Below are 20,692 nucleotides of genomic sequence, written 5' to 3' on the forward strand. Positions count from 1 at the left end.
GTGTGGTATGATGAACCTATTAATATATGAATATCAACTGAACTGGCGGTGAACCGATAAAATGGTAAATTCTGAAAAAGAAATTGGGAAAAGTGAATTACTTGTTGTCACTGGATTATCTGGTGCAGGAAAATCTTTAGTGATTCAAAGTCTAGAAGATATAGGTTATTTTTGTGTAGATAACTTACCACCCGTACTATTACCTAAATTTGTTGAATTGATGGAACAAGGTAATCCATCATTACAAAAAGTGGCTATTGCAATAGACTTAAGAGGTAAAGAACTGTTTAAATCATTGGTTAAGGAAATTGATTTAATTAAAAGTAGAAATGACGTTATTGTAGACGTCATGTTTTTAGAAGCAACAACTGAAAAATTAATTTCAAGATATAAAGAATCTAGAAGAGCACATCCTTTAAATGAAAAGGGACAACGTTCACTTATTGATGCTATTAATGAAGAACGTCAACATCTTTCACGAATTAGAAGTATTGCAAATTATGTCATAGACACAAGTCAACTTAAACCTAAAGAATTAAAAGCTAGAGTAGTTAATTACTATGAAGATGAAAACTTTGAAACATTTACAATAAACGTCACTAGCTTTGGTTTTAAACACGGTATACAAATGGATGCAGATTTAGTATTTGATGTTCGATTTTTACCAAACCCATACTATGTTGAAGAACTACGTCCATTAACAGGCATGGACGAAGAAGTTTATACGTACGTTATGAAATGGAAAGAAACCGAAATCTTCTTTGATAAATTAACTGACTTATTGAAATTTATGATTCCTGGTTATAAAAAAGAAGGCAAGTCACAGTTAGTCATAGCAATTGGCTGTACTGGAGGTCAACATCGCTCAGTAGCATTAACTAAACGTTTAGGAGAATATCTTAACGACGTTTTCGATTATAAAGTATATGTTCATCATAGAGATGCACATATTGAAAGTGGAGAACAACAATGAGAAGAATGAAAGTAGTTTTAATTGGCGGAGGGACTGGTTTATCTGTATTGGCAAGGGGTCTAAGAGAGTTTCCTATAAATATTACTGCCATAGTTACTGTTGCTGATGATGGTGGAAGTACGGGTAAAATTCGTAATGAAATGGATATTCCAGCACCTGGGGATATAAGAAATGTGATTGCTGCACTGAGCGACTCGGAGTCTGTACTAACTCAATTATTCCAATATAGATTTGAAGAAAATCAAATTAGTGGTCATTCTTTAGGAAATTTATTAATTGCGGGGATGACAAATATTACTAATGACTTTGGACATGCTATTAGAGAACTAAGTAAAGTTTTAAATATTAAAGGTAAAGTAATTCCATCTACCAATACAAGCGTTCAGTTAAATGCTATTATGGAAAATGGTGAAATCGTATATGGCGAATCAAAAATTCCGAAGAAACAAGAAAAAATAGAAAAAGTCTTTTTAGAGCCAGATGATGTAGAACCTATGGAAGAAGCGGTTGAAGCGTTAGAAGAAGCTGACTTGATTGTATTAGGTCCTGGATCACTATACACGAGTGTTATTTCTAATCTTTGTGTCAAAGGGATTTCTAAAGCCTTAATTAATTCATCTGCACCTAAATTATATGTAGCTAATGTTATGACTCAACCTGGTGAAACAGACGGCTATACCGTGAAAGAACATATTAATGCATTGCATCGCCAAACAGGTCAATCATTTGTAGATTATGTTATTTGCTGTACCGATCAATTCAATGAGAATGTTTTAAGAAAATATAAAGAGAAAAATTCTGATCCTGTTGATGTAAATGTTGAAGAATTAAAGCAAGATGGAATAGAAGTCATTACGGCTTCAAATCTAGTCGAAATATCTGATGAACATTTTGTAAGACATAATACAAAAGTGTTATCAACATTAATTTATGAAAAAGCATTAGATCTTATTAGTACAATTCAATTTGATCCAAATGATAATCGTAAATAATATTTTAGTTATTGGATACAGATGAAACTTGATTTTTTATTGAAAGATAAAAAATTGAGATGAGACATTTAATCCATTTTGAAATAAAATTAAAAAATGTAGTTATTATCACATAAATCAAAAGGGCAATGTTAGAAAGGAATGAATGTTCTATGAGCTTTGCATCAGATATGAAAAATGAATTAACTCGTATAGATGTAGATGAAGCTAATGCAAAAGCAGAGCTCAGTGCATTAATTCGTATGAATGGGGCATTAAGTCTATCCAATCAACAGTTTGTGATTAATGTTCAAACTGAGAATGCAACTACCGCAAGAAGGATATATTCCCTGATCAAACGTATTTTTAATGTAGAAGTAGAAATATTAGTACGTAAAAAAATGAAATTAAAGAAAAATAATATTTATATTTGTCGTACAAAAATGCGAGCAAGAGAAATTCTTGATGAGCTAGGTATATTAAAAAACGGTGTATTTACACATGAAATAGATCCAGATATGATTCAAGACGATGAAATGAGACGTAGTTATTTACGTGGCGCATTTTTAGCGGGTGGATCAGTCAATAACCCAGAAACGTCATCATACCATTTAGAAATATTTTCTCAATTTGAAAATCATTCTGAAGGTTTAACGAAGTTGATGAATAGTTACGAATTAAATGCGAAACATCTTGAGCGTAAAAAAGGTAGCATTGTTTATTTAAAAGAAGCAGAAAAAATTTCTGACTTCCTTAGTTTAATTGGTGGTTACCAAGCGCTGTTGAAATTTGAAGATGTAAGAATCGTCCGTGATATGAGAAATTCAGTAAACCGATTAGTGAATTGTGAAACAGCAAATTTAAATAAAACAGTAAGCGCTGCAATGAAACAGGTTGAAAGCATTCAATTAATAGATCAAGAAATAGGTTTAGATAATTTACCAGATCGTTTAAGAGAGGTTGCCAAGTTAAGAGTTGAGCACCAAGAAATTTCCTTAAAGGAATTAGGGGAAATGATATCAACTGGCCCCATATCAAAATCAGGTATGAACCATCGTTTAAGAAAATTAAATGAATTAGCTGACAAAATTCGAAATGGTGAGAAAATAGAATTGTAAAAAAGAACCCCATTAACGTGGGATTCTTTTTTGTAAATATATAATAGTTGCTTATTTTAGCCCCCTCGAAGGAGATTTATAAATGCTATAACTATGGTGATTAAAGCATTTGAAGTCCCTACAGAGTCCCTAAACTACATCTTTTCTAAAATATTAGTCGTTTTTGTTTCTTCTTCACTGTATTTTTCTTCTAATAAATGTGAGTAAACAGATGTAGTAATTGCTATATTTTTATGACCTAACCGTTTTGAAATATAGTAAATAGAAATACCTTTGGCTAATAAATATGAACAATGTGTATGTCTAATAGCATGTGATGTAATGATAGGTATTTCATTTACTTCACATGCTTTTTTTAATGTTTTGTTTATTGCATTCACAGTAATAATACTACCAGTATCTTTAAAAATGTAACCATCATAACTGATGATTAAATTATTTATCATATCTAAAATATGTTTCATATCTGATTTGGCTACACTTACATATCTAGGAGAAGTATCTGTTTTATGTTCGTTAATATATATTTGATTTTTCAACTGGTTTATATATTCTAATTTCATATATCTAACACCGCTGATTCGACAACCAGTACAAATCATGATAAATAAAGCTAATGCTGATCTACTATTTATAGTTTTTAAATATGCTTTTAACTTTTCATAATCGTTTAAAGATATATATTTTTCTTTTTCTGGCTTAGTCGGATTGCCAGCTTTATAATTCACTTTGTAAGTTGGATTTTTGTGTATTAACCCATCATAAACTGCGTCTTCTAAAGCAGAACGAATAGCACCGTTTGTTTTTCTTATCGTTTCTTTAGCGTGTTCTTTAGAAAAGTCATTTATAAACTTTTGATAGACTTGTTTGTTAATTTTTGATAATTCCGTGTTACCAATTTTATGATCCTGAATATGCTTTAAAGTAAAACGATAATGACGATAAGTGTTTTCATTAACAACTGGTTGTTTATATGTTTTAATCCAGTTCTCAAAGTATGCTTTTAATGTAATATTGTGGTCTGTATTAAAGCCATTTCGCAACTCATTAAGTTTATCCATTCCTGCAGAATTTGCCTCTCGTTTTGTCCTAAAACCTTTTTTGCGATATCGTTTACCTTCATATTTAAACTCATATTGCCACTTTTCACCATCATAACGTCGTGTTTGCATACTATCTCTCCTCAAAAAGGTAAAAATAATAAGGGTAAGTATATTACCCTTTTAAAATATTCTCAAATTAAACCTTTAAAAATAAGTAATAATATTATTAGAATTACAAAATAAATTAATATGTATATTAAATACCCTTTTATTGTCATTTTCTTTTCTTGAATACGTAGAATTAGATAAAAAGAATGTAAAAACAACATAACGATTATGATGATAGTACTAAAAAGGAAATAAAACATAATAAGAAATAGTCCTTTCTCACATAAGAAATATTAGCTGTTGTTGATTTTGTCGTTGTTGTGATTTACATCTCTTTAATGTATCAATTATTTGAGTTATGATCTAATTTACTTTCGACATTTTTAAGCACTTTTCGTACTTTATAATTAGAAATATTTTTAGGTAAAGCGTATTTAAAATATTTATTTTTATTTGTTTGTACTTCATAAATTACTTCACTTAATTTTATTTTACAATTTAAAATTTTCAAAATTAGTCTCCTTACCAATAGAATCTTAATTTAGTACAAAAAGTCATAAAGCATAATTGCAATAATAAAGATGCACAATGCATATAATATAGTCCATATAGCGTAAGTTCTTTTTAAAATTCCCATTTTTATTTTAAGAAACATATATGCATTGTATACAAATAATAGTATACATATACCACATAAAATAAAAAGCCAATTTATAACTAGAGTCATTTCTACACCTCGAAACTATACTGCTATACTGAATTACTTTTGTTTATATATAAAACCATCACTAGATACAGAATAAATAATAGGGGTAGGTGAACTACCCGGTTATTTATTCTTGAAATAGTAATCAATGTAACTTATAATATATTTAAGATAACTCGAGAAGGATTAGCTCTGGGTCCCCGAATGGGGGTAGGCGTAAGCTGAGAATTCCTATGACCCTGGGGTTATCTTTTTTTTATTTGCTTTTTTAATGTTATCTATCCCCATGATAAATGCTTCTTGACATTTAAGTAATAAACGCTCTTTCAAGTTTTCTTTCTCCATCCCTCAACTTCCTTTGGAAGCATTACATTATCTTTACTTATTAATCCCTCTTATTTCAACATCATATAATTCTTTGTATCTTTGTCTCATTTTACTATCTAAGAATTCTTCGTATGAAGAATTAAAGAAATCAGCAAGAATTAGTGCGTCCTTCATTTTAGGGTCTTTTTGATGATTTTCCCACTCCCATAAATGATGTGGTTCATAATCAGTACCGTAAATTTTATTGAGTTTGTTTGTTAATTCATCGATTTCTAAATTATTCTTTTTACGTAAATTATATAAAGTGTTCATCTTATATTTCTCCTTTATTATATTTATATTAAAGCGCCGCTAGGACGCTGTTAATCAATTTGATGTAGTTCATATACTCTTAACGGCTCAAACGTAATAGAGTAAAATAAAAGGGTACTAAGTACCCAATAAATTATTTGCCTGTTGCGTCTATATAAGTATCTCCATTTGAATCAGTTTTTTTGTGTACCCACTGGAACATCACTTTTACCAAACGCTGATGGGTGACCACCAGAATGGTTTTGTGGCACTTGTTCCATTTGTGACTCGTTATGCGTAGTAGGTTTTGCTCTATTCCATTCATCAATTTCAGCTTGTGTCATATAACCTTTATTGTTTTGTGGATTTTGATTGTTGTTACTTTGTTGCTGATTATTTTGTTGTGTTACTTGAGCTTGTTTACCTTCTGTGCGTTCATTATTACCGTTGTTGTCTTGTGCTTTGCCATTGTCGTTTTTAGATGTGCTTTGCCATTGTCGTTTTTAGATGTGCTTTCAGATTCATTGTTAGCAGTATCATTATAACTATCATCTGAACTAGCTTGTTGTTTATCGTCGCTAAAAGTGTCGTTTGATTTTTCTTTGCTATCTGCTTTTTTATCTTTCTTTGAATCATTAGGTTTCTTGTTTGATTTGCTTTCAGACTTCTTATTATCACCTTTATTTAAAAAATATCTTATCTTCATCGTAAGCATCTACAGAATTTGCAATGTATACTCGTGTTTTTAAAATTAAATAATCTTGATTTCTTTTAAAACTAACTTCAGGAAGATTGAATTTAAATTCTTCACTTCTTTGTTCCTCTTTATTAATATTTATGTTTTTGTGTAAAATAAGGGTTTCTAATTCGTTTTCTAATACAGGTATCTGACTGCGTTCATCAGGGTTGTCATACCTTTCTATTAAAGATAGTTCAATTTTATTAACAATTTGAGTTGTATTTCCACCATATAAGTTTATTATTCCTGACAATGAATCGTTAGGTGAAATGTATTCAGATTTGACTAAAGTGTCTACTTTAAGAGAATTAATACCTATAGAAGTTAATAAATTTTCGAACATGATATTTCCTCCTTTAAATCTATTCAGATAATAAAATAACCAAGTGACCTATGAAAGAAAAGAAACCTAATAACAAAAAAGCTAAGGCTATAGTCCTGCAAGTCCTTTTATAGGTAAGCCCTTCCGTCTGCGATAAAAAGAAACTGAAAATAAATAAAAAAATACTAATTAAAAACAAACCGATAATCACATAGATCAATGTATTCATCCCCTTAGATTAAGTTTATTTCATCTTGATCATATGCAGTAACTAAATGTGAATTATATAATTATAAAAAAATAAAATTATATAGTATTATCACGATAATAGAGATAAAAACTATAGTTAATACCGTCCACATGGTATAAGCTCTTTTAGAAATTTGTTCGTTCGCTTTTATAAGTTTATAAATATTGATGATTAACAAAATAACATTTACAATTAGTAAAATTAATAGGCATTCAATAACGAATGTCATCATCTACGCCTCCTTTGGACTTACTGTCTTTTTTTATCAATTTCTCTGGCGTATTTTTGTAATTTTCTGCGTGTTTTTATAATACTTTCCTTTTTAGGACGTGACTTCCTAAAAACATTACCTCTGTTAGTTCTCACGGTATAAAAAATTTTCCTCAGTTTAACTTGATAATTAATTATTTTCATTATATTTCTCCTTTATAAATTTATATTATAGCGTCAGTAGGACAGAGTTAATCAACTCTATGCAATTTGTACACTTTCAACGGCTCAAACGTAATAGAGTAATTACCGTAGTGAGTTTTAATAACCGTATTCAGTTCTCATTATGTGATTATATTCTGCCAACTGCTCTCCTAACATTTCTTCAAGAAATGACATATAAGTTTCCATGTGCCTATGTTCAAACATTGAAATATGATATTCTAATCCACTGTCCATGTGTTCATCAAAGATATCTAATGCAACTTTTGCAGCTTGATAACTAATTTTGAATAGATCTGCCGCATCACCTACACTCAATACATTACGATATTTGTATCTAACATTAAGAGGGAATAGGAGGCATGAGGCAAACGAGTTAGCTTCATATTCCTCTAAATGAGTACGTTGAGAATCTTGGAATATAGGTGTTTTCTCGTAGCTCATACCATCATGTTCCATGATATAGTGACCATATTCATGAGCTAGAGTAAAACGTAATCTTCTATTATATATATTGTCGTTATAAATAATGGCGAATTTATTTCCCTTTTTAATATGAAAAGCCTCATCAGAACCACCGTATGTTTGTAATTCATTTAAAGTGTATCCAGTCATATTACAAAAATCTTCAAACGTAAATAATTCCACATTACTATCATTCTCTATTATTTCTTTAATAGGTAAAGGGAATCTATCTATATAATTAGTTTCAATTAATGCACTTACAGCTCGTGCTGCTTTTAAAAATGAATTTTGATATACAAAATGCAAAATAAAATCCCCTTTATTTGTCTTTAGTGTATTCGTCCCAATTATCGAAGAAAGTTTCAAACATTTTTAATGCTTTTTCTCTATCTTCTTTAGTCATGTTTTTTACGCCACGATGCATAATACGAATTTCTTCATCTTCTTGCTCGCCAGCGTATTCATCTTTTTCTCTTCCTAATAAGTAGTCAACAGATACGTCGAAGTAGTCGGCTACTTTTTGAATTTTATCAATTCCTGGTTTAGTTTTTTTCCATCTTCTTATTTGTCCGTTAGAAAAACCTAAAATCCTCTCTAATTCAGCAAAAGTCAAGCTTTGTGAGTTACATAAGTTGCGTATTCTTTGTACTAAATTCATAAAATTCTCCTATCACAGTTAACTTATTTGTTATTTTAGTTTGAAAAATAGCATATAAGTTATTATACTGTATTTAAGCTTTAAATTTAGCCATTAAACAAATAACAAATATTCGTTAGGGAACGAGTGACAGCAACCGATTTAACAGTGCTTAATTGCGTTGTTATAGGTTTATTAAGCTATGCTTAAATATTAGCACAAAAGTTATTTTAATTCAATGGATAATTTATATGCTTAGTAAAAAAGTTAATGGAGGTGTAATCATGGCAACAACAGAATTCGGCATGAAAGTAAGAATGGAATTACTTAAACGTAACATCACGAATAAGCAACTAGCAGATATGTTAGGTATTTCAAGTGCTTACTTATCAGATATCTTACGTGGACGTAGAGATGCATTTGAACAAAAGAAACGAATTGCGAAAATCTTAGAAATCAAAGAAGAGGTGAAAAGTTAATGAATGAAATTCAACAGCTATTCAATTTAAAACGTAATGAAGATGGAACAGTTGCAGTAAGTGGTCGTGAATTACACAAAGGATTAGAAATCGGAACTCAATATGATAAATGGATGGAACGGATGATTGCATACGGTTTTGAAGAAAATATCGACTATATCATTCAAAGTGTAAAAGTACAAAGTCAAAAAAGACTACGTACTTATGAACAACTCGACCACATCATGACACTAGACATGGCGAAAGAAATTTCAATGATACAACGTAGTGAAATTGGAAGAAAAATCAGAGGTTACTTCATCAAAGTAGAAAGACAACATAATGAGTTAGCGAGTGCATACGGAATTACTTCATTAGATGATATGAACCAACTTATTGAACAATTAGTTAGTGACAAACTCGATTACTTAATTTCAACAGGAAAAGTAAGTAATCAGAAATTAGAAGAATTAAACGAAAAATTCGAAGGCGAATATGTAACGCCACAAGACATTGACGCTATCAAATTTGCTATCAAGTCTAAAGCTGAACAAATTCTAGGTAAAGCTGGTATTCAAGTAACGATAGATGAATTCCTAATCGGAGATGTATATGAACAAGCATTAGCAAACAGGAAAGCTAAAGAAGAGTATCGTCATCAATTAGGAAAAGTTAAATCTAAATTATTAGTTAAGTCTAAAAAAAATCTTGGTATGAAAGGTAACGCACCTAACAACCACATCAAACGTAAAGACGTAGACCTAATAATTCAATTCATCAAAGATGTTAGACCATCTGCGATTGAAATATAGGAGGAATCATGATGACACCAGAACAAAGAAACATACTTACGATTGTTCATTATTACTTACAAATGGATAGTAACGATGAATCAGAAACATACGAACACACTATAGAAGAAGCAGGCAAGATAGAAACAATAGAAGTAAGCAGAGAACAACACTTAGAAGAAGTAATGCGTTGGGCAGCACAAGAATTAGAAAAACACTTCGAACTATTACCAGAACCCAAAAATGATTAATACCCACAATCGAACAAACAACTTAAAGGAGTGAATGGAATGCGAGAAGAAAATAAAAAATCTCGATGTAGTGACAACCACATCAAGATTACTGGTTGGGAAATAGTTGATATTAACAGAAAACTAAACTTCTTTAATTACTTACTAATAATTTTAATAGTGCTAGAAGCATTCCAAATACTCCTGTTATAGAAGGGATTAAGACTTTAAAAGTCGTTTTCCAGAAAGCTTTTCTACCAACGGTGATTATACCAAACAATCGAACAAACAATTTAAAGGAGGAAATGGAATGAAATATTTAAATCTAATCAAAAAAGCACTCTTAATAGCAACTACTGCAATAGTTACTAAAAAGGTGCTTGATAGAAAAAGACCTAAACTTATTCATCAATTAAACATTAACGGAAAAGATTTAGAAATTAAAAAATTAAAAATAAACAAAGCTATTAGAGAATTAGAAAAATCTAAAAACACGATTGATGAATTAATTGATGAAGGTATACCATTCGAGACTACTTTCTAACAAAATCGAGTTTACATCTTGGACATTTATTGTGTTTCTTCTTGGTTGTAATTTTCATACGTTTACCACAATTAGGACAAGATGTCTCGATGGTCATATGATCCTTAGCCATAGGCAACACCTCCCTTCACAAAGGGATAACAACATTATACACGAAAGGAGCACCTAAGATGACGCAAACACTTAGCGTAACCGTCCCAATTCCCGACACACATGTACTCATCGCAAAAGATGAATACGATGAATTGTTAAATTACTCACTTGATCCAGTTTGGGACTTAAAAGAGTTAAAACGCAAATTGAAAATGTCATCTGATGACACTATCAAAGACAGATTATTATTCAATCCTAAATTTGAAAAGTTACTTAAACAACAAGGAATCGCACATTATCCAGATGAAAGTTTAAATCGTTGGAGATTCAACGCAAGAAAGATGAATAAATTCATTGATGAACATTTCGAAGAAATACACAGAAAGGGGAGATGAATATGAAGATACTACAACTCATTAAAATAGCACTCCTAACAGCAATTTTGGTAGAGGAAGTTAGGAATGCTAAGAGAATTAAGAATAGATTAAATTACTTAGATTCTGAAATAACGAAATTAAGAGTTATTGATCTTCGGGTGCCAAACTAACCGCAGAAATCTTTTCGTAACAAACAAAAAGATGAGTCAAATTAATTTGAGTATTACCTGAATATAACATTACTTCTTTTAAGTTAAAACCAATTTCCAAATCATGATAATTTTGTGCGTCATCACTTAAATTTTGGAGTTGGCTTATAAAATTATCATCTTTATTTTCAGAAGTATAAGGTTTCCCAATAACCAAATTACCATCGAGTACAATCATCATTTTGAAATTGTTATCTAAAGCATTCGATAGATATTGACGTACTAAATCTATTTTTACTTCGTTCTCCATATTTCTCACCATCCTTTCACGTTAGATAAAAGGATTATAGCACGAAAATATGGAGCGAAAATTAATTGCAGTAAAGATATACAAGTATACAACAGAAAGGAGTGTTACCAATGAACAAATCATTCTTAATCGCATTATTAGCATGGGTAGTGTTCTCGCTGTTCTTCACTTTTGCAGGAATAAACTTCATCACTGCAGTAGGAGTTGCAAATGTTATTAGTATTGGAGTGTTTATATTCTTCGAATACATCTACTTCGACAACAAAAAAAAGACTGAATGCTAGTCGAATAGCATTCAGTAAAAAAAGTAAAAGTTTAGAAAAAAGGCACAAATAAATTATAAAACTAGGAGAGGTATTATGCAAGAGCAATTATTGGAATTACTCAAAATCGCATGGCAGAACGAATGGCGACTTAAATCTCAACTAGCTGAACGTGATGAAGAATTAGAGCGTCAACGACGAATTATGCAATCAGAAATCAATATGTATAAAGAACAAAAAGAAATGTACAAAAGAGCATTCAAAATTTTAAAAGGAGAATGTGCAGATGAAAGAAACAGTGACTTATCTCATTAAACGTAAAGACATTGACGATGAATTATATATTACTAATCGCCCTAGTGAAAACTTTCCAGATATCAAATACTCAACTAATAGACGAGACGCAAAAGACTTCGACGGTATGGATAACTCAGTAATTGACATGACTAAACACAAAGCTATTAAAAAAATCGTTAAAGAAACAACTGAATATGAGGAGGTTGAGTATGACTGAACAAACATTATTCAATCAATTAAACAGTAAAGATGTAAATGAACATGTAGAAAAGAAAAACGGTTTAACTTATCTTGCGTGGTCTTATGCACATCAAGAACTAAAGAAAATAGATAGCAATTACACAGTTAAAACACATGAATTCCCACACCCAGATATACCTTTAGAAAACTATTTTGTACCATATTTAGCTACACCAGAGGGTTATTTTGTACAAGTGTCAGTGACTGTTAAAGGTCAGACTGAAACAGAGTGGTTACCAGTATTGGACTTCAAAAATAAGTCACTACCTAAAGGTAACGCAACAACATTTGATATAAACAAAGCTCAAAAGCGTTGTTTCGTGAAAGCTGCAGCACTTCATGGATTAGGTCTTTATATCTATAACGGCGAAGAAGTACCAAGTGCAAGCGACAATGCAATTACTGAGTTAGAAGATAAAATAAATCAATTTGTAACTTTATCACAAGAAAAAGGTAGAGACGCAACATTAGATAAAACAATGCGTTGGCTAGGCATTAGTAACATAAACAAAGTGAATCAAAAAGAAATCGCACAAGTATATCAAAAATTAGATGCAGGACTAAAACAGTTAGATAAAAAGGAGACTGAATAATGAACACAGTAAATCTAATCGGAAATATAGTAGCTAATCCAGAACTAAAAGGTCAAAACAGTAATGTGGTTAATTTCAGAATTGCAGTCCAACGACAATTTAAGAATAAACAAACGAATGAATACGAAACAGACTTCATCAATTGTGTTGCGTTTGGTAAGACTGCAGAAATTATCGCTAATAACTTTACAAAAAGTAATAAAATCGGCGTTACTGGTTCTATTCAAACTGGTAGTTATGAGAATAAGCAGGGGCAGAAAGTGTTCACTACAGACGTTGCAGTTAACAACGTAACTTTTATTGAACGAAAGAATAACAATCAATCTAACAACCAACCACAACAGCAAAGTGGTAATAATCCATTCAATAATGACAACAACGTAAATATAGATAATGACGATTTACCATTCTGATTGGACTGATTAAATGGCTTTAATCAAAAATTACATCACTGAAGATGATGGCACAACAACCGTCGTCATCTCTGGTGTTGAATTAGGAAACAAAGAAACGTTACTACTCGATAACGGTTTAGAAGTCGAGGTCGATGTGCAGGTCGTAGATCCGTTCAAAATCACTGGTAAACAACGTAGAAAGATATTTGCACTTGTAAAGGACATAGAGGCTCATACAGGCTCGTCAATGGATTACATGAGGCATTTATTCATCGAATACGTAAGGACTTACTACGGCTACGACAACCGCATTTCATTAAGTGACTGTACACGTACACAAGCAGGCCAAGTTATAGAAGTAACGTTGGACTGGATATTCCACAACGATATACCACTTAACTATAAAACAAGCGACCTACTAAAAAATGATAGATCATTTCTTTACTGGTCGACGGTCAATCGTAACTGTGTCATATGTGGCAAACCACATGCAGAACTTGCACATTATCAAGCAGTAGGACGAGGACGTAACAGACGCAAGATTAATCATATAGACAACAAAGTATTAGCTTTGTGTTCAAGTCATCATCGAGAACAGCACAACATAGGCATGGACAGTTTTAATGAGAAATACAAATTACATGACAGTTGGGTGGACGTAGATGAACGACTCAATAGAATGCTTAAAGGAAGGTGAATGTATGAAAAAACGTGATCATATCATTTATCTATCGATACTGATCCTAAGTTTAATAGCGATTGTTCTTTCAATTGTTTCTCTTTGTATTTAGTAATATAAACACCTTTACTAGTGTAAATTTCAAAATTGTAAGCATTCAAAATTTTTTCTAAATCAAAAACAATAAATATCTTATGAGAAGCATAGGCATTTAGGTTAATTGGTAACAAACTGCTTTCATTTCTAATGTGTTTAGTTTTAGTTAATAACACTTTGTTTTGAATACATTCAAATTTTGAGCTTTTATCTTCATCTATTAAGACTATTTTAGTGATAGAAACTGGATTTTTAGTTTCATTTATTACATTCAATTCAAATACATTCCTTTCATAAGAGACAAAATGATTTTTTAAATCTACTGAAATTTTCAATTGATTTTCTTTGTAGTCATGCCAGTACTTATAAGCTGTTAAACATAAAGAAATTATTGAAACTATTAACGCAATTAAAGAAATCCAATTCATTTTTTAACACCTCAAAAATATTATATCAAAAAGGAGTTGAGTGGATGAACAACTTGTTGATTGACGATTATCCAATACTCGTACTGCCTAAGTTAGCAACTGAGATAGGACTTAACGAGGCAATCATATTACAACAAATTCATTACTGGTTAAATACCAGCAAGCACCATCATAATGGTAAAAAATGGATTTACAATTCTTACCCTGAATGGCAAAAGCAATTTACGTTTTGGAGTGAAAGGACTATCAAGCGTACATTTGGAAGTTTAGAAAAACAAAATTTATTACATGTTGGCAACTATAACAAAGCTGGCTTTGACCGTACAAAATGGTATTCAGTTAATTATGAAACGTTAAACAAACTAGTGGAACGACCATCGGGACAAAATGACCCGACGATGAGGTCAAATTGGCACGATGGAATGGGTCAAAATGACCCGACCAATACCAGAGACTACACAGAGACTTCTTCAGAGAGAGACAAGGACGTCGTGTCACATGTATTTCAATACATTAGTAATAATTTAGAAATTATACAAAGTCCATTAAAAGCACAACAACTAGAAGAGACTATAAATGACTTTAAAGATAACAAACTAGACATCGTTACTGTAGCTACTGATTACTGTAAAGAAAACAACAAAGGTATTAACTACCTTATCAAAGTATTAGAGAACTGGAATAAAGACGGTGTCGATACTAAAGAAAAAGCAATAGCTAAGGTTACACCTAAACAACCTAAAGAAGATGATTACTTAGCTAGGAAGAAACAAGAAATATTAGGAGGTTAGACATTATGCCAATGACTAAGGCTGAAGCATTCGAAATCATAGAGCTAGTTAATAATGTCTACGATATGAAGTTTAATGATACCAAGTTTGACTTGTGGTTAGAACAAATCATGAATTATGGCGACTACGACAGAACCTTACACAAAACTAAGAAATACATTAGGGAAAGCCGTTATAAACCTACAATTGCACAAATTATTGATCGTAAACCACCAGAAATGGAAAGTGCAGTGATACCAGAAGAACAAACTGATAAATATAGAATGCAGCATGATAAAGAATTCAGAAAGAACCGACAACAGTTAAGAGAACAATGGCAAAAGATGAAAGAAGATTGGGGGTTAGATGATGACTATTGATGTATTGAACACCGAAGAGTCGATAATTTCTAATCTTATGCGTAACCCAGAGTTACTAGGCAAATTCAGATTAAAACCAGAGATGTTTACTGACAAGAAGTTAAAAGGGTTTCTGGAATATGTACTCGAACAAGGCAAAGTTGATGTTAATCAAATTTATTTTAAAAGTCGTGATGACAACGAATTTATATCTACTGAGAGACTAGGTCGAATATACAACTCAGAGGGAACTGACAAGGTATTTTTTATGGATGACCAATTGAACCTATTACAAGAATACGTCTTGTCACAGGCTCGTGAGAAAGTCTCAGAGTATCAATCAATGCCAACTAAGAATAATTTTAATTATTTGGTCGAGGAATTAGAAAAATTAAAGGGCATGACGATTAAAAAAGCTGACGCTACTGATAGTTTTTTAGCTGAGGTTGTCGAAAACATATTATCTGATGAACCGAAACAATTTATTAAAACAGGGGTTTCATCTATAGACAATAAAATTATTGGTTTTGAACCAGGTCAACTCAATGTGTTAGGTGCTAGACCGTCGTTAGGTAAAACGGCACTTGCTTTAACAATGATGTGGAATATTGCAAGACGAGGTTATCCAACAACGTTTTTCAGTTTAGAGACAGGTGGCAACAACATTGTCGAGAGATTAGTAGCGTCTATTACAAACATACCACTTACCAAAATTAAACAAGGTAATGGACTTGATGACAATGAAGTTTCAAATGTTATGAAAGCAATTGACCAAATCAAGAAGTGCAAGTCATTAAAGATTGAAGACCAAGCACAAATGACACCACAAGACGTTAGGGAAGTAGCGTCTCAAAAGTCAGATAAACCTCATGTCATCTTTATTGATTACCTAACACTTATGCAATCAGACGTACCTCAAAGAGATAGAAGGTTAGAAGTCGAAAAGATATCTCGTGATTTAAAAATCATCGCAAAAGAAACAGGTTGTATCATCATCGCATTATCGCAGTTAAGTCGTGGTGTTGAATCTCGTAATGATAAACGCCCTATGATGTCTGATTTACGAGAGGCAGGCGGTATTGAACAAGACGCTAACATGATTTTCTTTCTTTATCGTGATGATTATTACGATAAAGATCAAGTTGATGTGGATACTGGTAAGTCTGATATTGAGTTTATCATATCGAAAAATAAAGACGGAGAAACTGGCGTGGCACATATAGAATTTTATAAAAAAACGCAGAGGTTTATTGGATGAAAGTATACGAATATCAAAAATTACTAGGCATTATGTATCGAGAAGATTATCAAAACGACTCACTCATCGCTAAAACACTATTAGAGGTTGGGTGGGCGTTAGATAGATTGTTAAAAGCTGGCACAATAACACCATTTAATCAGTACGAAGACGTCCAGGAGTTAATCATGAACGAGACGAAATGGAGAGATAAAGATGGGAATTATCGAAAGGTACTACCTATATAGAGAAGATGGCACGGAAGATATTAAAGTCATCAAGTATGAAGATGATACAAATGAGGTTTATTCGCTCACAGGAGCTCATTTTAGCGACGAAAAGAAAATCATGACAGATAGTGAGCTAAAACGATTTAAGGGCGTGTATGACCTCAGATACGAAAAAGAACTAGGGTTACAAGCAAACTTATTTGAATTTTTGTAGAGGTGGCACATGGAAATAGAAATTAAATTTAATGAAACATATAAAGCACCTATTGGATCACCTCGCCCAAGGTTTCGTAATGCAGGTAAATTTGTTCAAACTTATATGCCAACATCATACACAAAGCACAAGACGTATATACAGGGACAAATGCCGAAATTATTAACAGATAAGAATTTGAAAGTGTCGTTGTACTTTTATTTTGAACCACCGAAAAGTTGGTCCAAGAAACGAAAGTTAATTGCAATAGGCACATATAAACGTACTAAGCCAGATGTAGATAATTTGATTAAGACAGTATTAGACGCTGCAAATAAACATGTGTGGCAAGACGATAATCAAGTAGTGCATATAGATAGTTACAAGATGTATGCCGAAGAATCGAAAATCGTCATGGTCATAAAGGAAGTGGATTAAATGCCAGAAGAAACAGTAAACGCGGAAGTCACAATCAAGGTGATTATACAAGAAGAAACAAATAATAAAGAACAATTAATCAAAGATATAAAAGATAGTCCGTCAGATGTATTTCAGGGCTATCACAGAGTAACTGGGGTATCTATAGAAGAATTTTAGGAGTGGAGTAAATGAAAGTAATCAAATGTGCAATAAAGCGAGAAGAATTAGATAGGATTTTAAATGAAAGAAATATGACATATACACAGTTCGCAAGTGAAATATACATTGATCAAACCTATCTATCTAGATTAGTAAACGGAGAAAGATATATCTCGGATAATGTAAGACGAAATATACAAAATTATTTGAAAGTAGAGTTTGACGATTTATTCGAACAAGTCGAAATAAATAAATCTAATGGTTACAAACAAATCCCAGAATTGATTTTAACTAAGAAAGAAATAAATGAATTAGTTGAAACAGGTAGTAAAGAATTGTTAATTAGTGGCAAAAAAATAAATTTAAAGGTGGTTAATTAAGATGATTGAACAAGTTCCAGAATTCTATAAAGGCGATGGGTTGAATTCAAAGCAATTGTACGAAATCCAAAGAGCAGAGATGAGACACGAAAAAGAATTAAAACGTAAACGTAGAGAAGAAAGATTAGCTAGAGCCAAACGTTCATTGGAATTATTGAAAAAGAACAGAGTTGATAGTAGTTATTTTAGAAATCTAGAAAGAAATAATTTAATCGCAACAATCAAAACTGATTCATACGGCAGAGTGCAAAGGGGATAGAGAGATGAGGATAAAAGATTTAAATGCTGGAGATTGGGTGCAATTTATAGGAGATAATGGACAGTCGCAATATGGTAAGTATACTCAACGTTGCAAAAATTTAGTGACTGGTGAGGATTTTACCGACTTGATTATGCATAATGGACAAACCTACAGACTAACTGATAATGATGATTTTGTTGTGGTAGACTTACCGTTTACACAAAAGCTAGATGAAGTAGTGGGCGTATCTAATAGAACACCGAAACATTATCAAGGTAGTGACGGGATAGACGTGATTGAATTCTTATATCAACAACTTTCATTTGAAGAATTCAAAGGCTATATGAAGGGCAATATGATTAAATACCCTGTGCGTAGTGGCAGAAAAGACAATGAAAAAGAAGATATCAAAAAAGCGTATGACTATGCAGGAAGATTACTTGAAAAAATGGAGTGATTAATCATGATCTATATGTATGAACCATTTGCACATACTATCACTAAAACAACTGTTAAGCATTTAAGTTATATTACTGGTATTCCAGAAATGACAATATACCAACAGAAACACAAAGGTCAGTTTAACTATAAACTAAATTGTTTCTTTACAGACAAACTACCACGTATAAAAAAGAAACAAGAAATCAATGAGCTTATAAAAGTAAGTGATAAAGTTTGGAAGTTCAATGAACATTATCAATTGTATGTAAGTAATCTAGGTAGATTTAAGACATTAGACGGACAATTTAAATTTGCTAATAACAACAAAGGTTCATTGAACATCATTTACAAAAATAAACATCATCGAGCTAGCGACATAGTATTTAAAACTTTTATTGCAGGTATTCAGAATGGTATGCACGCGTATCCTAAAAATAGAATTTACAACGACATCACCGCAGATAATTTATTTGCAACGTCATTCAAGAAATATAGATTGTACAGAATAAATAAAGGTTGTTCTAAAGCGGTATATCTAATCGATTCTAATAACAACATTGTTGAAGAGTATTCAAGCACTAGAGAGGCTAGTAAGCATATGAATTTAGATAGAACGAATGTATCAAGGAAATGTAATAGAAACCACGTTGAAGATGGATTAATGTTCATGTGGGTAACTGATTACAAAGAGGCAGCACAATGACAACTAACACATTAGAACTCTCATCAACGATCAACCAACGTTATAAATACGATACAGCAGGCAAGACACCAACTCAGATACAAAGTGAATTGCGTAAAAAAGGCGTACAAGGTTTTGTGGTTAAGGTGGCTGGAAGTAAAGTCACGATGAAAGTATTAGAAGAACACATTAAAAGTAATAGGGAGTGTATGAGATGAACATCAAAAAACAACTATACACATTTAAAGCAACATGTACCAATGTTGTTGACGGGGACACGTTAGACATTGATTTAGATTTAGGGTTTGAAACATTTGCTAAAAGGCGTGTCAGGTTACTCAATGTTGATACGCCAGAGAGAGGTCAAGAAAATTATAGTAAAGCTACTAACTTTACTAAGCAATGTGTAGAGAATAAGAAAATATATGTTCAGACGTATAAAGATGATGCTTTCGGCAGATATTTAGCCAATGTCTTTTATGATACAGGTGATGAGATACGTTCGTTGAATGATGATCTGCACATTAATCAATTAATTAAACCTAATTCGAAATGGAATGAATCAAAATAATCAATTCGGAGGACAACGATAATGACTAATCAATTAGATCAATTAGTAAAAGCAGTAGAAGAGTGGAGTATCGATAAAGGACTTGATAAAGGTAATAGCTTTACACAGTATGCTAAATCAAGCGAAGAAATGGGTGAGGTTGCTGCTGCACTATGCAGAGACAACACAGACGCTCTCAGAGACGGTATAGGAGACGTTGTTGTTACTTTAGTGATTTTGGCCCAACAAAATAATATGACGTTACGGGAGTGTTTAGAACAAGCTTATGGAGAGATTAAAGACAGAACAGGAGTCATGTCAAAAGACGGGAGCTTCATCAAATCAGAAGACATCGAAAGATAAAGATATTCTGACTAAAATTCGGGAGGTGTTGGGGAAGTGAACGACTTATTCTTATTAGGTTTATTAGCGATAGGTGTATTCGCTGTGTTGTATGTATTAACAATTATTGTAGCTCTAGCGTTATATAACAAAAATAAAAAAGAGTATGAAGAATTCAGAGATAAAGTAAATAAAGAACGCCGTGAATTTGAAGCTATGGCTTATAAGAGAATGGAAGAACAACGTAAAGAAATGAATCAATCAAGAGTAATATCCCATGTTAATAAAGAATTAGATAAACATTTTAAGGAGTGAGTGGGAATGTATGGTATTAATTACAAAAGCTTTTAAGAAATAAAAGAA

General features: G+C 31.9%; 39 protein-coding genes. 29 read left to right on the forward strand and 10 right to left on the reverse strand.

The genetic code is table 11. The features are described from left to right. Positions 1–61 precede the first annotated feature (61 nt). The 3 genes from rapZ (at position 62) to whiA (ending at position 3,062) form a co-directional block, all read left to right on the forward strand. Entirely contained in the window at positions 62–973 is a 912-nt protein-coding gene (rapZ, locus tag GVY01_RS01545; RefSeq protein WP_017636950.1) for an RNase adapter RapZ, read from the forward strand. Then, positions 970–1,965 (forward strand): YvcK family protein, encoded by a 996-nt coding sequence (locus GVY01_RS01550; RefSeq protein WP_017636949.1) that lies wholly within the window; start codon positions 970–972, stop codon positions 1,963–1,965. The genes rapZ and GVY01_RS01550 overlap by 4 nt, the downstream gene beginning before the upstream one ends. Positions 1,966–2,117: 152 nt before the next feature. Next, positions 2,118–3,062, forward strand: a complete 945-nt coding sequence (whiA, locus tag GVY01_RS01555; RefSeq protein WP_017636948.1) for a DNA-binding protein WhiA — start codon at positions 2,118–2,120, stop codon at positions 3,060–3,062. A 134-nt stretch (positions 3,063–3,196) separates the two neighbouring features. On the opposite strand, the gene GVY01_RS01560 is transcribed toward whiA, so the two are convergent. From GVY01_RS01560 to GVY01_RS01590, 7 genes are all read right to left on the reverse strand, one after another. Continuing rightward, entirely contained in the window at positions 3,197–4,234 is a 1,038-nt protein-coding gene (locus GVY01_RS01560; protein ID WP_017636947.1) for a tyrosine-type recombinase/integrase, read from the reverse strand. 1,063 nt (positions 4,235–5,297) lie between these two features. Further along, positions 5,298–5,558 carry a transcriptional regulator gene (locus GVY01_RS01565; RefSeq protein ID WP_017636944.1) on the reverse strand — a complete coding sequence of 87 codons (261 nt, stop codon included), beginning with the start codon at positions 5,556–5,558 and terminating at the stop codon, positions 5,298–5,300. A gap of 173 nt (positions 5,559–5,731) precedes the next feature. After that, positions 5,732–5,881 (reverse strand): hypothetical protein, encoded by a 150-nt coding sequence (locus tag GVY01_RS12765; protein ID WP_371106434.1) that lies wholly within the window; start codon positions 5,879–5,881, stop codon positions 5,732–5,734. A 62-nt stretch (positions 5,882–5,943) separates the two neighbouring features. After that, positions 5,944–6,243 (reverse strand): hypothetical protein, encoded by a 300-nt coding sequence (locus GVY01_RS12770; RefSeq protein WP_414075530.1) that lies wholly within the window; start codon positions 6,241–6,243, stop codon positions 5,944–5,946. Then, positions 6,218–6,619: a sporulation protein gene (locus GVY01_RS01575; protein ID WP_017636942.1), complete on the reverse strand. Its 402-nt coding sequence runs from the start codon at positions 6,617–6,619 to the stop codon at positions 6,218–6,220. The genes GVY01_RS12770 and GVY01_RS01575 overlap by 26 nt, the downstream gene beginning before the upstream one ends. A 760-nt stretch (positions 6,620–7,379) precedes the next feature. Then, entirely contained in the window at positions 7,380–8,051 is a 672-nt protein-coding gene (locus GVY01_RS01585) for an ImmA/IrrE family metallo-endopeptidase (protein ID WP_017636939.1), read from the reverse strand. Positions 8,052–8,064: 13 nt separating this feature from the next. Beyond that, positions 8,065–8,403 carry a helix-turn-helix domain-containing protein gene (locus tag GVY01_RS01590; RefSeq protein WP_017636938.1) on the reverse strand — a complete coding sequence of 113 codons (339 nt, stop codon included), beginning with the start codon at positions 8,401–8,403 and terminating at the stop codon, positions 8,065–8,067. A 263-nt stretch (positions 8,404–8,666) separates the two neighbouring features. Between GVY01_RS01590 and GVY01_RS01595 the strand changes: the two genes are divergently transcribed. From GVY01_RS01595 to GVY01_RS01610, 4 genes are all read left to right on the forward strand, one after another. Further along, a complete protein-coding gene (locus tag GVY01_RS01595; protein ID WP_009382133.1) occupies positions 8,667–8,861 on the forward strand; it encodes a helix-turn-helix domain-containing protein in 195 nt (64 codons plus the stop codon). After that, complete coding sequence (locus tag GVY01_RS01600; RefSeq protein WP_017636937.1) at positions 8,861–9,652, forward strand: phage antirepressor Ant; 792 nt, start codon at positions 8,861–8,863, stop codon at positions 9,650–9,652. Before GVY01_RS01595 ends, GVY01_RS01600 begins: the two co-directional genes overlap by 1 nt. 11 nt (positions 9,653–9,663) lie before the next feature. Further along, the gene (gene tscA, locus GVY01_RS01605) at positions 9,664–9,882 is read left to right on the forward strand and encodes a type II toxin-antitoxin system antitoxin TscA (protein WP_017636936.1); all 219 of its coding nucleotides are present in this window, start codon (positions 9,664–9,666) and stop codon (positions 9,880–9,882) included. Between the two features lie 289 nt (positions 9,883–10,171). After that, on the forward strand, positions 10,172–10,405 hold the full coding sequence (locus GVY01_RS01610; RefSeq protein WP_017636934.1) for a hypothetical protein: 234 nt from the start codon (positions 10,172–10,174) through the stop codon (positions 10,403–10,405). Here the strand turns inward: GVY01_RS01610 and GVY01_RS12710 are convergent. Further along, positions 10,395–10,517 carry a hypothetical protein gene (locus GVY01_RS12710; protein WP_017636933.1) on the reverse strand — a complete coding sequence of 41 codons (123 nt, stop codon included), beginning with the start codon at positions 10,515–10,517 and terminating at the stop codon, positions 10,395–10,397. The genes GVY01_RS01610 and GVY01_RS12710 overlap by 11 nt on opposite strands. Before the next feature lie 58 nt (positions 10,518–10,575). Between GVY01_RS12710 and GVY01_RS01615 the strand changes: the two genes are divergently transcribed. Continuing rightward, positions 10,576–10,893 (forward strand): DUF771 domain-containing protein, encoded by a 318-nt coding sequence (locus tag GVY01_RS01615; RefSeq protein ID WP_017636932.1) that lies wholly within the window; start codon positions 10,576–10,578, stop codon positions 10,891–10,893. Between the two features lie 126 nt (positions 10,894–11,019). On the opposite strand, the gene GVY01_RS01620 is transcribed toward GVY01_RS01615, so the two are convergent. Then, positions 11,020–11,334: a hypothetical protein gene (locus GVY01_RS01620; protein WP_017636930.1), complete on the reverse strand. Its 315-nt coding sequence runs from the start codon at positions 11,332–11,334 to the stop codon at positions 11,020–11,022. 110 nt (positions 11,335–11,444) lie between these two features. Between GVY01_RS01620 and GVY01_RS12485 the strand changes: the two genes are divergently transcribed. The 6 genes from GVY01_RS12485 (at position 11,445) to GVY01_RS01645 (ending at position 13,819) form a co-directional block, all read left to right on the forward strand. Beyond that, positions 11,445–11,618 carry a hypothetical protein gene (locus GVY01_RS12485; protein WP_017636929.1) on the forward strand — a complete coding sequence of 58 codons (174 nt, stop codon included), beginning with the start codon at positions 11,445–11,447 and terminating at the stop codon, positions 11,616–11,618. Between the two features lie 75 nt (positions 11,619–11,693). Continuing rightward, positions 11,694–11,912: a hypothetical protein gene (locus tag GVY01_RS01625; protein ID WP_017636928.1), complete on the forward strand. Its 219-nt coding sequence runs from the start codon at positions 11,694–11,696 to the stop codon at positions 11,910–11,912. After that, entirely contained in the window at positions 11,884–12,111 is a 228-nt protein-coding gene (locus GVY01_RS01630; protein ID WP_017636927.1) for a DUF2483 family protein, read from the forward strand. The genes GVY01_RS01625 and GVY01_RS01630 overlap by 29 nt, the downstream gene beginning before the upstream one ends. After that, the gene (locus tag GVY01_RS01635; protein WP_017636926.1) at positions 12,104–12,727 is read left to right on the forward strand and encodes a Sak single strand annealing protein; all 624 of its coding nucleotides are present in this window, start codon (positions 12,104–12,106) and stop codon (positions 12,725–12,727) included. Before GVY01_RS01630 ends, GVY01_RS01635 begins: the two co-directional genes overlap by 8 nt. Beyond that, positions 12,727–13,140 (forward strand): single-stranded DNA-binding protein, encoded by a 414-nt coding sequence (locus GVY01_RS01640; protein WP_159333615.1) that lies wholly within the window; start codon positions 12,727–12,729, stop codon positions 13,138–13,140. The genes GVY01_RS01635 and GVY01_RS01640 overlap by 1 nt, the downstream gene beginning before the upstream one ends. A gap of 13 nt (positions 13,141–13,153) precedes the next feature. Beyond that, entirely contained in the window at positions 13,154–13,819 is a 666-nt protein-coding gene (locus GVY01_RS01645) for a putative HNHc nuclease (protein WP_017636924.1), read from the forward strand. Between the two features lie 23 nt (positions 13,820–13,842). Here GVY01_RS01645 and GVY01_RS01650 read toward each other — a convergent pair whose 3' ends face one another. Then, positions 13,843–14,325 (reverse strand): hypothetical protein, encoded by a 483-nt coding sequence (locus GVY01_RS01650; protein WP_017636923.1) that lies wholly within the window; start codon positions 14,323–14,325, stop codon positions 13,843–13,845. A gap of 44 nt (positions 14,326–14,369) precedes the next feature. Between GVY01_RS01650 and GVY01_RS01655 the strand changes: the two genes are divergently transcribed. From GVY01_RS01655 to GVY01_RS01720, 15 genes are read left to right on the forward strand one after another with little or no spacing between them, the layout of a single operon-like run. Next, positions 14,370–15,116 carry a DnaD domain protein gene (locus tag GVY01_RS01655; protein WP_026083463.1) on the forward strand — a complete coding sequence of 249 codons (747 nt, stop codon included), beginning with the start codon at positions 14,370–14,372 and terminating at the stop codon, positions 15,114–15,116. Between the two features lie 5 nt (positions 15,117–15,121). Next, positions 15,122–15,475 (forward strand): hypothetical protein, encoded by a 354-nt coding sequence (locus GVY01_RS01660; RefSeq protein WP_017636921.1) that lies wholly within the window; start codon positions 15,122–15,124, stop codon positions 15,473–15,475. Beyond that, positions 15,465–16,712, forward strand: coding sequence for a DnaB helicase C-terminal domain-containing protein (locus GVY01_RS01665; protein WP_017636920.1), 1,248 nt, complete (start codon positions 15,465–15,467; stop codon positions 16,710–16,712). Before GVY01_RS01660 ends, GVY01_RS01665 begins: the two co-directional genes overlap by 11 nt. Then, positions 16,709–16,939, forward strand: coding sequence for a hypothetical protein (locus tag GVY01_RS01670; protein ID WP_017636919.1), 231 nt, complete (start codon positions 16,709–16,711; stop codon positions 16,937–16,939). Before GVY01_RS01665 ends, GVY01_RS01670 begins: the two co-directional genes overlap by 4 nt. Continuing rightward, positions 16,908–17,135, forward strand: a complete 228-nt coding sequence (locus GVY01_RS01675) for a DUF3269 family protein (RefSeq protein WP_017636918.1) — start codon at positions 16,908–16,910, stop codon at positions 17,133–17,135. The genes GVY01_RS01670 and GVY01_RS01675 overlap by 32 nt, the downstream gene beginning before the upstream one ends. A 9-nt stretch (positions 17,136–17,144) precedes the next feature. Continuing rightward, complete coding sequence (locus tag GVY01_RS01680; RefSeq protein ID WP_017636917.1) at positions 17,145–17,552, forward strand: RusA family crossover junction endodeoxyribonuclease; 408 nt, start codon at positions 17,145–17,147, stop codon at positions 17,550–17,552. Continuing rightward, entirely contained in the window at positions 17,553–17,711 is a 159-nt protein-coding gene (locus tag GVY01_RS12490) for a hypothetical protein (RefSeq protein WP_017636916.1), read from the forward strand. A gap of 11 nt (positions 17,712–17,722) precedes the next feature. Beyond that, positions 17,723–18,073, forward strand: a complete 351-nt coding sequence (locus GVY01_RS01685) for a helix-turn-helix domain-containing protein (protein ID WP_017636915.1) — start codon at positions 17,723–17,725, stop codon at positions 18,071–18,073. Position 18,074: 1 nt separating this feature from the next. Continuing rightward, positions 18,075–18,332 (forward strand): hypothetical protein, encoded by a 258-nt coding sequence (locus tag GVY01_RS01690; protein WP_017636914.1) that lies wholly within the window; start codon positions 18,075–18,077, stop codon positions 18,330–18,332. 4 nt (positions 18,333–18,336) lie between these two features. Continuing rightward, positions 18,337–18,771 carry a DUF3310 domain-containing protein gene (locus GVY01_RS01695; protein ID WP_017636913.1) on the forward strand — a complete coding sequence of 145 codons (435 nt, stop codon included), beginning with the start codon at positions 18,337–18,339 and terminating at the stop codon, positions 18,769–18,771. Positions 18,772–18,777: 6 nt separating this feature from the next. Then, on the forward strand, positions 18,778–19,458 hold the full coding sequence (locus tag GVY01_RS01700) for a hypothetical protein (protein ID WP_159333616.1): 681 nt from the start codon (positions 18,778–18,780) through the stop codon (positions 19,456–19,458). Continuing rightward, positions 19,455–19,655: a hypothetical protein gene (locus tag GVY01_RS01705; protein ID WP_017636911.1), complete on the forward strand. Its 201-nt coding sequence runs from the start codon at positions 19,455–19,457 to the stop codon at positions 19,653–19,655. The genes GVY01_RS01700 and GVY01_RS01705 overlap by 4 nt, the downstream gene beginning before the upstream one ends. Continuing rightward, on the forward strand, positions 19,652–20,008 hold the full coding sequence (locus GVY01_RS01710; protein ID WP_017636910.1) for a thermonuclease family protein: 357 nt from the start codon (positions 19,652–19,654) through the stop codon (positions 20,006–20,008). Before GVY01_RS01705 ends, GVY01_RS01710 begins: the two co-directional genes overlap by 4 nt. A gap of 21 nt (positions 20,009–20,029) precedes the next feature. Further along, positions 20,030–20,350, forward strand: a complete 321-nt coding sequence (locus tag GVY01_RS01715; protein WP_017636909.1) for a MazG-like family protein — start codon at positions 20,030–20,032, stop codon at positions 20,348–20,350. 36 nt (positions 20,351–20,386) lie between these two features. Next, a complete protein-coding gene (locus GVY01_RS01720; protein WP_017636908.1) occupies positions 20,387–20,644 on the forward strand; it encodes a hypothetical protein in 258 nt (85 codons plus the stop codon). The last annotated feature ends 48 nt before the right edge of the window (positions 20,645–20,692 follow it).

Source organism: Staphylococcus sp. 8AQ (assembly GCF_902506595.1).
GTDB lineage: Bacteria > Bacillota > Bacilli > Staphylococcales > Staphylococcaceae > Staphylococcus > Staphylococcus pasteuri.